Annotated in this window: 16 protein-coding genes and 1 other annotated feature; all 16 genes read right to left on the minus strand. The window is 39.7% G+C overall.

Features of this window, described 5'->3' with window-relative positions; translation table 11 throughout:
- Nucleotides 1–81: 81 nt before the first annotated feature.
- The 16 genes from ACFSFY_RS12945 to ACFSFY_RS13020 all read right to left on the minus strand — a co-directional run bounded on the left by ACFSFY_RS12945 (nt 82) and on the right by ACFSFY_RS13020 (nt 14,983).
- Complete coding sequence (locus tag ACFSFY_RS12945) at nt 82–1,008, minus strand: RluA family pseudouridine synthase (protein ID WP_381538652.1); 927 nt, start codon at nt 1,006–1,008, stop codon at nt 82–84.
- The gene (gene lspA / locus ACFSFY_RS12950; RefSeq protein ID WP_381538654.1) at nt 1,008–1,490 is read right to left on the minus strand and encodes a signal peptidase II; all 483 of its coding nucleotides are present in this window, start codon (nt 1,488–1,490) and stop codon (nt 1,008–1,010) included. The genes ACFSFY_RS12945 and lspA overlap by 1 nt, the downstream gene beginning before the upstream one ends.
- Nucleotides 1,491–1,634: 144 nt before the next feature.
- On the minus strand, nt 1,635–4,406 hold the full coding sequence (ileS, locus tag ACFSFY_RS12955) for an isoleucine--tRNA ligase (protein WP_381538656.1): 2,772 nt from the start codon (nt 4,404–4,406) through the stop codon (nt 1,635–1,637).
- Nucleotides 4,407–4,708: 302 nt separating this feature from the next.
- Nucleotides 4,709–4,928 (minus strand) — a binding site (T-box leader).
- A 71-nt stretch (nt 4,929–4,999) separates the two neighbouring features.
- Nucleotides 5,000–5,506 (minus strand): DivIVA domain-containing protein, encoded by a 507-nt coding sequence (locus ACFSFY_RS12960; protein ID WP_381538658.1) that lies wholly within the window; start codon nt 5,504–5,506, stop codon nt 5,000–5,002.
- 78 nt (nt 5,507–5,584) lie between these two features.
- Nucleotides 5,585–6,361 (minus strand): YlmH family RNA-binding protein, encoded by a 777-nt coding sequence (locus tag ACFSFY_RS12965; protein WP_381538660.1) that lies wholly within the window; start codon nt 6,359–6,361, stop codon nt 5,585–5,587.
- Between the two features lie 39 nt (nt 6,362–6,400).
- Nucleotides 6,401–6,688, minus strand: a complete 288-nt coding sequence (locus tag ACFSFY_RS12970) for a YggT family protein (RefSeq protein ID WP_381538661.1) — start codon at nt 6,686–6,688, stop codon at nt 6,401–6,403.
- A 27-nt stretch (nt 6,689–6,715) separates the two neighbouring features.
- On the minus strand, nt 6,716–7,180 hold the full coding sequence (locus ACFSFY_RS12975) for a cell division protein SepF (protein ID WP_381538663.1): 465 nt from the start codon (nt 7,178–7,180) through the stop codon (nt 6,716–6,718).
- Nucleotides 7,177–7,869, minus strand: coding sequence for a YggS family pyridoxal phosphate-dependent enzyme (locus tag ACFSFY_RS12980; RefSeq protein ID WP_381538665.1), 693 nt, complete (start codon nt 7,867–7,869; stop codon nt 7,177–7,179). The genes ACFSFY_RS12975 and ACFSFY_RS12980 overlap by 4 nt, the downstream gene beginning before the upstream one ends.
- Before the next feature lie 69 nt (nt 7,870–7,938).
- Entirely contained in the window at nt 7,939–8,184 is a 246-nt protein-coding gene (locus ACFSFY_RS12985) for a PRC-barrel domain-containing protein (RefSeq protein ID WP_381538667.1), read from the minus strand.
- 85 nt (nt 8,185–8,269) lie between these two features.
- Nucleotides 8,270–9,055, minus strand: a complete 786-nt coding sequence (gene sigG, locus ACFSFY_RS12990; RefSeq protein ID WP_381538668.1) for an RNA polymerase sporulation sigma factor SigG — start codon at nt 9,053–9,055, stop codon at nt 8,270–8,272.
- 94 nt (nt 9,056–9,149) lie between these two features.
- Nucleotides 9,150–9,860 carry an RNA polymerase sporulation sigma factor SigE gene (gene sigE, locus ACFSFY_RS12995; RefSeq protein WP_381538671.1) on the minus strand — a complete coding sequence of 237 codons (711 nt, stop codon included), beginning with the start codon at nt 9,858–9,860 and terminating at the stop codon, nt 9,150–9,152.
- Entirely contained in the window at nt 9,850–10,704 is an 855-nt protein-coding gene (locus ACFSFY_RS13000) for a sigma-E processing peptidase SpoIIGA (protein WP_381538672.1), read from the minus strand. The genes sigE and ACFSFY_RS13000 overlap by 11 nt, the downstream gene beginning before the upstream one ends.
- Before the next feature lie 564 nt (nt 10,705–11,268).
- Nucleotides 11,269–12,468: a cell division protein FtsZ gene (gene ftsZ / locus ACFSFY_RS13005; RefSeq protein ID WP_381538673.1), complete on the minus strand. Its 1,200-nt coding sequence runs from the start codon at nt 12,466–12,468 to the stop codon at nt 11,269–11,271.
- A gap of 43 nt (nt 12,469–12,511) precedes the next feature.
- Complete coding sequence (gene ftsA, locus ACFSFY_RS13010; RefSeq protein WP_381538675.1) at nt 12,512–13,795, minus strand: cell division protein FtsA; 1,284 nt, start codon at nt 13,793–13,795, stop codon at nt 12,512–12,514.
- Nucleotides 13,796–13,888: 93 nt separating this feature from the next.
- Entirely contained in the window at nt 13,889–14,260 is a 372-nt protein-coding gene (locus tag ACFSFY_RS13015) for a small basic family protein (RefSeq protein WP_381538677.1), read from the minus strand.
- Nucleotides 14,261–14,263: 3 nt separating this feature from the next.
- Nucleotides 14,264–14,983 carry a DUF881 domain-containing protein gene (locus ACFSFY_RS13020; protein WP_381538679.1) on the minus strand — a complete coding sequence of 240 codons (720 nt, stop codon included), beginning with the start codon at nt 14,981–14,983 and terminating at the stop codon, nt 14,264–14,266.
- Nucleotides 14,984–14,996 lie beyond the last annotated feature (13 nt).

Consider the following 14,996-nt stretch of genomic DNA (forward strand, 5'->3'; position numbering starts at 1 on the left):
CATACTTCCGTGCAACCTTCCCAGCCTCTCTGGACTGATCTTAAAGGTATCGCTATTCATTTACTTTTATCAGTATACAGTTTACTCTTCTGATTTGTCAACGTTCACTCGAACTTTGTCGATCATCGCTAAAAAATCTTCCGGTGGTGGGCTTGTAAACTCCATATACTCACCTGTTTCAGGATGTTCAAAGCCTACCGTACCCGCATGTAACAACTGACCTTCAAAGTTGACTGTTTTTTTAGGTCCGTATTTAGGATCTCCTGCAAGAGGGAATCCGATATACTTCATATGCACACGGATTTGATGTGTGCGGCCGGTTTCAAGTTTACATTCCACAAGAGTAAAATTCCCAAAACGTTCAAGTACTTTAAAATGAGTCACAGCATGTTTACCTTTATCCGTAACCGTCATACTCTGTCTTTCACGCTGATGACGACCAATAGGTGCCTCTATCGTGCCGTTATCATGGGGTATATGACCGTGAACAAGAGCTGTGTAAACTCTAGTCACCGATCTATCCACTAGTTGATTCACAAGCGATACATGGGCTTTGTCGTTTTTGGCAACCATAAGAAGTCCCGATGTATCTTTGTCGATGCGGTGTACAATTCCAGGTCTAAGTACGCCGTTAATACCTGATAAGTCATTACAATGATGCATAAGACCATTCACAACTGTACCACTTGGATGGCCCGGCGCTGGATGCACAACCATTCCGCGTGGTTTGTTGACGACAAGGACATCTGAATCTTCGTAGACAATTTCTAAATTCAGATCTTCAGCAATTACATCAAGAACTTCTGGTTCGGGCTCTTGAACGGTTAGTATATCGCCGCTCTTCATTTTATAACTTGCTTTTACGGGTTTTCCACCAACAAGTACAAAACCGTCTTTCATCCACTGTTGAACTTGGCTTCTAGACCATTCCGGTCGTGCATCGATGAGTGCTTTATCGATTCGGCTTCCTTCAAATTCTTCTGTTATTTCTACTACAAATTTCTCCATTAAGACACCTTTTTCTTTTTCATATTCTTCTTTTCATCCATAAGAATATGGATAATTACTAAAACAACACCAACGGTCAAAGCAGCATCTGCTATGTTAAATATCGGAAATTCATAATTTACAAACGGTATAAGCACATCAATGAAATCGACAACTTCTTTTCGAATGACACGGTCGATGAAATTACCAATTGCGCCACCTAAAAGCATCATTAAACCGAGTGCAAATAATGGTTCTCCTTTTGCTTCTTTATGAAAATAATAAATAATTCCAGCGGCCACAATAATTGTAACAATATAAAAGAGCCACATCTGTCCCTCAAGCATTCCCCAAGCCGCACCTTTATTACGATGTGATAGAAGTCCAAGATAGGGTTCGGATATGCTTATTCTTTCCCCAAGTTTCATGTTGCTAACAACTAACCATTTCGTCAATTGATCTAGGAAAATCACAAGTATGGCCAATCCGTAATAAATAAACATTTCCCATAACCCCCATATAACAATTGATTTTATTTTACCACAAATGATCTACCATAGACGTTAAATCTTACTCATTAAATATAAAAAAAGCAGCGTAGGCAATCTGTACAATCAGACTGCCGCCGCCACTTCATATTAGACGAGTTATTCTGTCACTGTATAGTGTTCTTTTACAACAGACGCACATCTTTCACAAATCTCTGGATGCAGTTCATCTGAACCAACTGTTTCAGAGATTGTCCAGCAACGATCACACTTCTCACCGTTTGCAGCTTCGATTAGAACACTTACTGTATCCAGTTTCAATGCATGTTCAGGAACATTCTCGATGTCGCCTTCTGTAAACTCAGACACGATAAAGAACTGTGCAAAATCGATGTCCTTCGCTTTGAATACATCTTTATATGCTTCAGGAACACATACTGTCAATTTTGCTTCAAGTGATTTACCAATCGTTTTTTCATTTCGAGCAACTTCTAGAGCTTTTAGAACATCATCACGAATTAACATAAGCGTTCCGAACTGCTCACGAAGTTTTTCTGCTTCAGCTCCTAAATCTTGAGCTTCCGGCATATCCGTCAGTTGAACACTCTCTTCTTCAACATGGTCAAAGTGAGCCCACATTTCATCAGTTGTATGTGGTAAAATCGGCGTCAACAATTGAACAAGAGCCATTAACGTATCGTGCATAACCGTTTGCATTGCACGACGATGTGGATGATTTTTGTTTTCAATGTAAACAACGTCTTTCGCAATGTCCAAATAGAACGAACTCAAAACACCTGTACAGAAATTGTTCGTAGCATGATAAACCGTTGCAAATTCATAGTTTTCATAAGCTTCGCGAACTTCTTTGATCAAATCTTGAAGTTTTAGATAGACATACTGATCTACCGGTCGTAAATCTTCAAATTGAACACGATCTGTAGCTGGATTGAAATCCGATGTATTTCCGTGAATGAAACGGAATGTATTACGGATTTTACGATAAACTTCCGAAACTTGTTTAAAGTTTGAATCTGACACTCGAACATCCGCAGTATAATCTACTGAAGAAACCCATAAACGAAGAATGTCCGCACCCATTTGGTTCATTACTTTCGCAGGAACAATTACGTTTCCAAGCGATTTACTCATTTTACGGCCATTTCCATCAAGAGTAAAGCCATGGCTTAAAATCCCCTTATAAGGTGCATGTCCGTTTATTGCAACACTTGTTGTCAATGAAGAGTTGAACCACCCACGGTACTGGTCAGACCCTTCCAAGTAAAGATCCGCTGGGTAAACAAGGTCATCGCGCTCTTCCAGTACACCTTGATGTGTAGATCCTGAGTCAAACCAAACGTCCATAATGTCCGTTTCTTTCGTGAATACACCATTCGGGCTACTTGGATGTGTAAATCCTTCAGGAAGTAAATCTTTCGCATCCCATTCAAACCATACATTAGAGCCGTGTTCACGGAAGATGGCTGCAACGCTTGCAATGGTTTCATCCGTAATGATCGGTTCATCATTTTCTCCGTAAAACACAGGAATCGGAACTCCCCACACACGTTGACGTGAGATACACCAGTCACCGCGGTCACGAACCATATTATAAAGACGCGTTTCACCCCATGAAGGTGTAAACTTTGTATCTTTAATCGCCTGAAGTAATTCAGGACGGAAACTTTTAATTGAAGCAAACCACTGAGCAGTTGCACGGTAAATTACCGGTTTTTTCGTACGCCAATCATGTGGATACGAGTGAGTGATGAATGATAGTTTCTTCAAACAACCTACTTTATCAAGTGCTTCAGTTACTGCTTTATTCGCATCTTCATAAAACATCCCTGCAAATCCAGGTGCTTCATCCGTCATAACACCACGATCGTCTATAGGTGAAAGTGCATCAATTCCGTACGCTTGAGAAATGTAGAAATCGTCTTCACCATGACCAGGTGCAGTGTGAACGCAACCTGTACCAGCATCAGCAGATACATGTTCTCCGAGCATTACAAGTGAATCACGATCATAAAGTGGATGCTTAGCAACTACACGATCCAGCTCTGATCCTTGCAGTTCACGTTCAACCGTATAGTCTTCCCAACCAATTTCTTCAGCAACAAATGTAAGAAGATCTTTGGCAATTAAAAACTTCTCATCTTGAGCTTTAACAATTACATACGTAAATTCAGGATGTACTGAAATTCCTAGATTCGCAGGAATTGTCCAAGGTGTCGTTGTCCAAATTAGGAAGTTGACATCTTCTTCAAGTACACCAAGACCGTCTTTTACAGGGAAACTTACGTAAATAGATGCAGACTTTTTATCTTGATATTCAATTTCAGCTTCTGCTAATGCAGATTCACTTGATGGGGACCAATAAACAGGTCGTAATCCTTTATAGATGTATCCTTTTTTAGCCATATCACCAAAAACTTGAATTTGACGTGCTTCAAAAGATGGCTTCAGCGTGATATATGGATTATCCCAATCCCCACGAACACCAATCCGTTTAAACTGAGAGCGTTGGCTATCAATTTGACCAAGTGCATATTCTTCACACATTTTACGGAATTCAGCAATCGAATGCTCTTTTCTTTTTACACCTTTGTTCACAAGTGCTTGTTCAATTGGCAATCCGTGAGTATCCCAACCCGGAACATACGGCGAATGAAAACCCGTCATTGATTTGTGTCGAACGATCATATCTTTCAATACTTTATTAAGCGCATGTCCCATATGAAGATCTCCGTTAGCATACGGGGGACCATCATGTAAAATAAAATGCGGACGTCCTTCAGTACGTTCTTGTACTTTCTTATAAATCTCCATCTCTTCCCATTTCGCTTGCATTTCAGGTTCTCTATTCGGTAAATTTCCACGCATCGGGAAATCTGTTTTCGGCATAAGTAGTGTGTCTTTATAATCCATTAGTCATCCTCCTAGGAATAGTTATTCGAAAATCCATTAATCTAAATGTACAATCTTAGTTGCTTGGAGTGCAAGGCAGTCTAAAACCACGACGTCCTGTCGTAACGACTGCATGACCCACTTCGTGTGGGCCCGCGGCTAAAGATGACTCCAGCGGGATGAAGCGGGACAGGTGAGACCCAGCAGGGAGCGATAGCGATCCGATGCGGTTCACCGCCTGGAACGGAAAGCAACGTGGCAATTGGATAACATTGTTAAAACTACCACTGAACACAAACATAAAAATACCCCGCCCCTTTAAAAAAAGGGACGAGGTATTGTACCCGCGTTACCACCCTAACTTGCAGCACGAAACTTCATGCTGCCACTCAGACACGATAACGGGGTGTTTCCCGAGACCTACAAAAAATGTACGTCTAAGCTCTGGAGTGATGTTCACTTCAATTGTATTGACCGGGCTTTCACTGTCTCCGGCTCGCTATAACTAACAAAAGAAACTACTGTCTCCATCAACGCTTTAAGTAAATATATGAAATTTAGTATAATTGCTTACAAATACATAGTCAAGTTAAGTATATTCATTTATTTGTAATTTAACCTTTTTTTGAAAACTCAATTTGTTCTGTGCCAATTTCAGTCTCCAATAACCGATCCCAATCATCCGCCTGTATCAAATCAAGCTGTGCTTCTATAAGCATTTTGAAACGGCTTCTGAAAACTTTCGACTGCTTTTTCAAATCGTCCACTTCCATGGAAATTTCACGGGCACGAGATAGAGCTTCGTTAACAATGCGATCTGCATTCTTTTCCGCTTCCTTCACAATCAACTGAGACTCTTTCATAGAATTCCGACGTACATCTTCTGCAGCTTCTTGTGCAATAAGAATCGAACTGTGTAACGTCGCTTCAATTGAATTGAAATGAACAACTTGTTCTTTCGTTTGCTCTAAGCTATCTTTTAGCTTTTTATTTTCCTCAAGCACATTTTCATAATCTTTTAAAACTTGCTCTAGAAATTCATTTACATCATCTTCATTATAGCCGCGAAACATTGAACGACCAAATTCTTTATTATGTATATCGATTGGTGACAAAGCCATCTGATGCATCTCCTTCTTTACTTATTCAAACTTCATTATACATGTTGGTGCCATCAATAACAGCAATTATCAGAAAAATCATACCAACTTACCAATAATGAGTCGAATATTTTCTTTTCGAGTGATGCCTTCTATCGCAATAATCTTAAAACGGCCGAATCCTCGGATGGACAACATATCAAATTCAAACAGTTCAAAAGCCGGTTGATTGCGAACGACCCAGTTCAATTTCACCTTATCTCCGTGAACAAGTGCAGCCGCTTTTTGTCTCGGGATGTTTAGGACAACAGAAACAATTGTATCGAGTCTCATTGAACTACTGACGTAAAAGGATTCCTCCCAAGTATCATGGGAAGCTATTAACTCATCTGAACTTGTAAGTTCGTCCACCGTTACTTTGGCTTTTCCTATCGACGTAAAGTTGGCAATCATATAATCCTTCAGCTCATCCGCTACTGCAAATTGAACTTCATCTTCAGCAATTCGAATATCACCAAATTTTGTACGATCAATTCCAAGTGACATCATCGAACCTAAAACATCTTTATGGCCAAGTTGTAAAAACTTCGATGCGTACTTCACTTTAAATACGGATATATTATAATCGCTACTTTCAGGAACATAGTAATCAGGATATATAAGTACTCTCACACGTTCAGCTTCAGGAAACTCACCATTCATTTCAAATAACAATCCACTTCCCCTAACGAGCGATTCAACAATAAATTGCTGTCTCGGATCTAGGAAACCAGTTAACTTCGGGGAGTAGGTATCCTCTACTTCACGTATCCAACCGATTGCACTCTCTATAAATGGCTGCTCATCTTTCCTGAAATGCTGTAAAATTGTTTCCACGTTTTCCTACCCCTTAAGTTAATTCAGTAAATAACAGGTTTATGCAATAAAATTAATGATCATACCGAAAACATTTCGAACCCCGCTTGATATGAAGCGTAAAGCAAATATTGCTACGATTGGTGAAATATCAATCATTCCAAGTGGTGGTATGAACTTTCGGAAAAAAGAAAGATACGGTTCAACGATTTTACCTAAGAATACGCCAAAACCCGTTTCACGCATCGAAGGAACCCATGACATAAGTATATATGCAATAAGTAATAAACTGTATATGGATATTGCTTGTTCTAATAAATTGCTAATGGTAATTAGTATTGGAATCATTAGTAAACGTACACCTCGTTATAGTTTCTATTGTTCAAAGAAGTCGGATATAGCGCCTGCAACTTCCACATTTTCAGGAACACAAAGAAAAATATCCGTTCCAATTCTTTGAATATCTCCGCCAATTGCATACACTGTACCGCTAAGAAAATCGACAATACGAATTCCTTGATCGCGGTCAATACGCTGCAAATTCACGACAACCGCTCTTTTGTTTTTCAGATGCTCTGATATATCTTGTGCTTCGGCATACACACGTGGTTCAACCAAAATTACTTTAGACGACTTCTGAGCACTTTGTAGACTTACAACCGTTGCGGGCTGTGATGGTTCTCTAGGAGGTGCTGTTTGCCTTCTTGAATTCATCTTTTTAGGTTGTTCCCTCACAGGAGTTTTTTCTTCCTGCTGACGGGTGGATGTTTTTGGCGCTTCTACTTCTCTTTCTTCATCGTCCAAGTAGAAGAAGTTTTGTAGTTTATTTTTCAAGCTCAATTGAATCCCTCGCTTTCTGCTCCGACGAGTGCAGTACCTATTCGTACATAGGTTGCTCCTTCTTCGACCGCAATTACAAAATCATTAGACATTCCCATTGATAATTCTGTACAAGGTGCATGAGTGAGTTGTTGTGCCATGATGCGATCGCGTAACGTTTTCATGTCCTTAAAAACGGTTCGCAATACCTTTTCGTCTTCGACATGTGGGGCCATTGTCATTAATCCAACAACCTTTATTTTATCATAAGACTTTAAACTTGATACAAAATCGTCCAGTTCTTCAGGTGTAATACCGGACTTTGAACTCTCCCCAGATACGTTCACTTGTATGAAACACTTAACTTCATTCAGTGCTCGCTTCTGAATTTCTTTGGCGATACTCATTCGATCCAGTGAATGTAAATAGTCAATTTCATTGATAATATCACGTACTTTACGACTTTGTAAATTACCGATAAAATGCCATTCTACACCATCAGAGATTGCCTCTTGTTTTACGAGAAGCTCCTCCGCACGGTTTTCACCAAGTTGTATAATACCCGCTTCTTTTACTTCATTCGCTCTTGCAGTTGAAACGCTCTTTGTAACTGCAACAATTTCTACTTCAGAACGACTTCTACTGGAGTTTTCACAAGCTTGTTGTATTGAATGTTCGATTCTTTGTATACGTTCCGTTAAATAACCCATTCTAATCACTACTTTTCATCAATTGTTCTCTCCATTGTAACAAGCTAAGACTTACATATCAATGATAAGTCATTTTTTTCCGTCTTTCCTACCAACAAGTACAATATCTTTCCCTATTGTTGTAATATCTTGTAGTCGAACTTTTCGAGTGTCTTTTTCTTTCGAGTCAAAAAAAATATTCCGCTCTCCTTCACCAATATGCAAAGACTCTACTTTTCCATTCACAATATCAATTGTCGCGTCTTGGACGTACCCAAGCAAAGTTCCCTTAGTTGCATCAATAACTTCTTTTTTTTGGATTTCCGAAAACTTCATGGAATCCCTCCTTTATATAAGCATATGCTTGAAAGAGTGAAAAAAGAAAAAACGCAGTGCAACGATCTGCACTGCGATTCCAAGGTCAATCCTGTTGAGCCATACCATCCCGAATTATTTGGACTGCATTTTTTTCCAATCTCGAAATTTGAGCTTGTGAAATCCCTAATTCTTTCGCAATTTCAGTTTGTGTTTCTCCTAAATAATAGCGCTTGGAAAGGATTGTTTGTTGCCTATCATTTAATGTTGAGACGGTCTCTTTAACTGCGACATATGTGGACCATGTTTCTTCTGAAACTGATTTGTCATGCAATTGGTCCATCATAAATACCGGATCCCCTTCGCCACCATTCATTGGTTCATGAAGCGACATCGGATCTTGTATTGCATCAAGAGCAAATAAAATATCATCTTCTTTAATTCCCGTTGCCTCTGCTAAATCCGAAAGTCTTGGTTCTCTTAGATTTTCATTAATAAACTGTTCCTTTGCCCGCATCGCTTTATAAGCAATATCACGTAAAGATCTCGATACGCGCACCGCATGGTGATCACGTAGATGACGTTTGATTTCCCCAATAATCATAGGAACTGCATACGTTGAAAATCGGACATTATGTTTCAAGTCAAAGTTGTCTATTGATTTCAAAAGCCCAATACAACCCACTTGAAACAAATCATCCGCCTGTTCTCCCCGGTATGCAAATCGTTGAACAAGACTTAAAACGAGTCGTAAGTTTGCAACAACAAGTTCTTCTCTAGCGGAGTGATCTCCACTTTGCAACCTAATAAAGGTCTCTTTCATCACTTCATTCGTGAATAAAGGCAATTCGGACGTATTTACACCACATATTTCGACTTTTGTACGTACCATTCGCTCTTCCTCCGTATTCTGTAGATGACTGTACAATATAGTCTGTCCGTCGACCTACAGAATATGCGGAGAAATAAATCGCCAATTTCAACCATTATGCAATTGGATGATTGAGCCTTTCACGAAGGTCCGTAATTATTTTCTTTTCAAGTCGAGAAATATAAGATTGAGAAATTCCAAGTAATTCAGCAACTTCTTTTTGAGTCATTTCGATTTGTCCAGTAAGACCAAAGCGGCACTCCATTATATAACGTTCGCGTTCATCTAAAATATGAATCGCTTCAATCATATGCTGTCGTTCTATTTTCTTTTCAACATCATCAATAATAATATGCTCATCTGTTCCTAAAATATCAGAAAGCAATAATTCATTACCATCCGAATCAGAATTCAATGGTTCGTCAAAAGAAATTTCAGACCGAAGACGATTCGTTTTTCTCAGATGCATCAGAATTTCATTTTCAATACAACGAGATGCATACGTTGCAAGTTTAATGTTTTTATCGACTTTAAATGTTTCAATTGCTTTAATAAGTCCGATTGCACCGATACTAATAAGATCTTCAATATGCGTATTCGTATTATCAAATCGACGAGCAATATACACAACTAGTCGTAAATTCTTTTCAATAAGTGTATCTCTCGCACCCATATCTCCTTCCATAAACGCCCGAATCGTAATCGCTTCTTCTTCGCGCGTCAGTGGTTTTGGAAGGGATTCATGTCCCCCAATATAATACACACCATTTTTCTTTTTAAAAAACGAGGCAATGACCGATACCCATTTTTTCAACTCATGCAGCATGAACAGCTCCCCTTTCAAGATTTAAAGTTTCCATGGCAGATACATGTAAAATCGCATCGGCACCGGTTGGATAATGATGACTGCTTTTTGTAAGTACGATATATCCTGGATGAAGAGCGTTGTCACCCTCAACCAACCATTTTTCAAATTTAAATCCAATTGCCCAAGATTGCCCTTCTACAGTCTGAAGTCGCACCAGTCTCATATCCTTTTGATAAGCACTTGGAAACTCAGACAGCGACGTAGACTCACTAGGATTCCATAACAATAAAGGTTCCTTTAAATCATCAGGAATCGTATTTTCAATTGCTTTTAAAGATACAAAATGAACAGGCGCCCCTGACAACGGTTCTGTACAACTGTTTCCGGTATCCACAAAAATATCCAGTCGAATCGTTTCCCCCCATATTTTAAGATTGGATTTCCCTGTCAGTTCCGAAAGACGACGAACCGTTCGTACATCAAGCCAATTCTTTTTAAATAAATAAAGAGCCACATAAGCAACTACTGCATACAAAAGAACAGTATACGAACCTAAAATAGCATGGATTCGGTATTGAAAAGCAGTCAACATTCCTCCAGCAAATAAAGCGCCAACTAAAACGACAACTGCAGACTTTTTCCACGACTCATATACTCTTCCAAATGCACAAACAGTCATCGCCAAAAAGGATACAAGTACCACAATGAAAGATGCAGGAAATAACGTAACGGGCAAAGCGCCAACGAAAGAAGCAAGAAGTAAACGCCTGTGTGTAGCACCTGCATTTCCAACTTTGTTCGCAAATGAAAGAATTACAAAATTGAAGAGCATATTCACTCCGACGATTACTTCCCCATACATAGGCCGCCCTCCCTACTAGTAACATTATCATCCATGTCCTAAAATGTTTGTCGGTTTGGGGATGAAAACAAAAAAATCATTCGACTTATTTTGATAATGTACAATGAATTAAATTGAGGATTCTGCCAACCCGCTGATTTGCGTTCCGAGTGGACGCGTTCCACGGGGCACGGCTTCAGCCTCCTCGTCGCGAAAAGCGCGCTCCTGTGGGGTCTTCAGCTCGCGCTGATCCCGCTGGAGTCGCCACTCTGCACTCCACTCAGCTAAAAAGTGTGAAAACATAATTCATATATATATTTTCAATATGCAAACTAAGTTGCTTGGAGTGCAAGGCGGCGACTCCAGCGGGATCAAGCGGGACAGTTGAGACCCCGCAGTGGAGCGACAGCGAGCGAGGAGGCTCAACGCCCGCCCCGTGGAACGCGTCCGCCTGGAACGGAAAGCAACTGGGATAGTAGAATCCTTTCTTCAATATTTATTCCACAACACAAAAAAAGACTTTCCAACTATGCATTATGCATACATCGGAAAGTCTTTAATTAGTTATATTGTGGATAACCACTATTATTTGCGACGTTGTCTATTACGTAAAAACGTTGGTACATCAAGAGCATCTTCAGGTTGTCCACCTTGATGAGGACGATTCGTCTCATGCTCGGGCTGTTCCTGATACTGACGAGACTCTTCAGCACGCGGATTTCTGGACTGGCTTGGACTTTGTTGTTGCTGTTGAGGCTCACGAACAGCAGGACGTGCAGACTGGCTTGCTCCAAAACCTGAACTACGAGTAGGACGTGCCGGGATCAGCTGAACTTCATTGAAACCTGTTGCAATAACAGTAACAATGATTTCATCCTTCAAATTATCATTAATAACAGATCCAAAAATCATATTCACATCTTCATCCGAAGCAGATGCTACAATATCCGCAGCTTCTTGCACTTCAAAAAGACTTAAGTTTGAACCGCCTGTAATATTCATTAACACACCTTTTGCTCCGTCAATAGAAGTTTCCAGTAAAGGACTCGAAATTGCTTTTTTCGCAGCTTCTGAAGCTCGGTTTTCTCCTGTAGAAATACCAATCCCCATTAGTGCGGATCCTTTATTAGACATAATCGTTTTAACATCTGCAAAATCCAGATTGATCAGTCCAGGTACTGCGATTAAATCGGAGATACCTTGAACACCTTGTCGAAGAACATTGTCCGCTTCACGGAACGCTTCAAGCATAGGAGTGTTTTTATCAACAATTTCAAGAAGTTTATCATTCGGAATAACAATAAGTGTATCAATCGAATCTTTCATCGCTGTAATACCACCGATTGCTTGTGTTTGACGCTTACGTCCTTCAAAAGTGAATGGACGCGTAACAACACCTACTGTCAGTGCACCTAAATCTCTTGCGATTTGTGCAATAACCGGAGCGGCACCTGTTCCAGTACCTCCACCCATTCCTGCAGTAACAAATACCATATCGGCACCACGCAACGCTTCTTCAATTTGTTCTTTACTTTCATCCGCAGCTTTTTTCCCAACTTCAGGGTTTGCTCCGGCACCTAAACCTCTAGTAAGCTTGTTACCTATTTGTAGTTTCACATCAGCACTTGAAAGATTTAGTGCTTGAGCATCCGTATTCACGGCAATGAACTCTACACCTTTTACACCGTGTTCAATCATTCGGTTAACAGCATTATTTCCTCCACCACCAACACCAATGACTTTAATGATTGCAAGCTGATCAATATTCGTATCAAATTCTAGCATGGTCTCTCCTCCTAGTCATTCTTAACTCTATGGTTGTAATGAATCATTCAAAAAAGTTGTCGAACACATTTTTAGCTTTACTAAAGATACCTGGTTTTTTAACTGTATTTTTTTCGAACGCCTTTTTCTTAGTACTTGTGTTGTATTCAGTTCCTTCAATCGCCAAGACAGGAGAAGCGTCAGATAACTTACCAAAATATTCTTCTTGCATATGCGCATAACGTATTAATCCAACAGAAGTCGTGTACATTGGTTCTCTAACACCAATATACTCAGGTGTATGAACACGTACTCTTGTCTTCATCACATGTCTGGCCAACTGGAGAATACCGTCCATTTTGGTAATGCCACCAGTTAATACGACACCGCCTGGCAAATCACGCACGCCCATTTGGAATAATTCTTCTAGAACAAGATCGAATAATTCTTCTAGTCGAACTCCGATAATTTCCGATATGTATCGCTGGCTATATTGATCTTTTGAATCTGCACCAATTACGGGAACTTCAAATAGTTCGTCATCTGAAGCATCATCATAAAATGCATGTCCGTATTGATGTTTAATTTTTCGTGCTTGTTCCGTTGGTGTTTTCAATATAATCGATAAATCTTTTGTGATATGGTCACCACCAACTGGAATTACAGAAGTCGACATAAGTCTGTTTTCTGCAAACACTGAAACTGTAGTAGAACCTCCACCTATATCGATATATGCTGTACCATGGTCTTTTTCGTCTTCCGTAAGAGCAAATGTACCTGCTGCAAGTGGTTGCAAGTATATTTCACGAATGTTAAGACCTGCACGTTCAACACAACGTAATATATTGTGGACAAGTGTTTTTGAAGTAGTGATAAGTGTTCCATCCATTTCCAAACGGACACCAATCATTCCACGTGGGTCTGTAATTTCCCCGTAGTCATCAACAATAAACTGCTTTGGAATAATATTTACGATTTCTCTATCTGGTGGAACGGACATCACTTGAGCAGATTTCATAACTCGATCAAGATCATCATCGGTAATTTCACGATTTTCACTATTAACAGCAACTACACCTTTTACATCTTGCAGCAATACTCCATTCGCAGGTATACCAAGGACAACTTCATTGATTTTCATACCGATCATTCTTTCGGCCTGTTCAACCGCTTTTTTGATGGATTGAACTGTTGCATCGATATCGATAATTGTACCTTTGCGAATACCTGCCGACTGAACATTTCCAACCCCTACAACATGGAGTGATCCCCCATCTACTTCACCAACCAAGACTTTGATTGACGAAGAACCTATATCAAGCGATACGTATAATTCTGATTGGCTCAACGACTGGCACCTCCCTAACAACTCTTATATTCCATTCTATTGCATTATTGAAGTATTGTCTAAAGAACTTCGACATCTTATGTTCAAATCCTTTCATTCGGAAACTTTTGTACTCGATTTCTTTTCTCGGTCATCCCATTTCGCAAGAAGAATTCTCCTAATGACAGCAATGTTTTGGAACAATCTCACCCCAAATGCGAACACAGCCGCTAAGTATAAATCAACACCTAAATGCACACCTAGAAAAGCCAAACCTGCGGCAAGAACGATATTAAAAAAGAATCCAGAAACGAATACTTTATCATCGTAAACCTGTTGAAGATGTGCCCGTATGCCTCCAAAAAGAGTATCGAGTGCTGCAAGAACGGCAATCGAAAGATAGTTGCCGTACTCTTGTGGGATTTCAATATCTGTTAAAAGACCAAGCGATATCCCCAGTACAAGACCTAATAAAGGTAGCCACATATCTTATTCTCCTTTCGGTAATTCATTTAAAAAACGATTTTCAAATTTTTCGTGCCATCCGCGAATCTTTATGTTATTTTTCGGTTTACCTATTTCAAGAATTAGATTGTCTAAATAGAAGTCATCGTGAATCGATGATGCAAGTAAATAATTATACAGCTTTTCTCCGTCTGAAAAGGACGGCGTAATGATTTTCATTTCAAATGGTGGATTTGAAACATTGAGTCCATTCACTGCTGTAATACCGTTAATATCTCTAATCGAACTTAGTGTTGTAAATCGTTTTCCATCCACTTCTAATACATTCCCTTTAAAGCGATTCAAATCATTTACAAAACGTGTAAGAAGTTCCGGAGATATACCGGTGATTGGTATACCATACGCAATGCTTTCCTTTGACGGCTTCACTTTAATCACCATACCCGGACCAGATATATCCGTCATACCGGCTTGTTGATAGAGCTTGTCCACGGTTTCAGTTAAAGCCTTGCCTGTATTTTTATCTTCGAGTGATTCGTATGTATGAATTGTATTGTCAAGCTCACGAATTTCAGATAATAATTCGGAATGAAGCTTTTTTTCAGTTGCAAGTTCATTGCGTATTGCCCAAATATCTCTTGTGTCGCGCACTTCAGGACTTTTAACTGTATTGTATTGCACCGCAACCATTAATCCAATTATGAGCAACACAAATGTGAATTTCCACTTTATTGGATTAATCATCCTTCCATCCCTT

The organism is Sporosarcina siberiensis, from assembly GCF_042681925.1.
Lineage (GTDB): Bacteria > Bacillota > Bacilli > Bacillales_A > Planococcaceae > Sporosarcina > Sporosarcina siberiensis.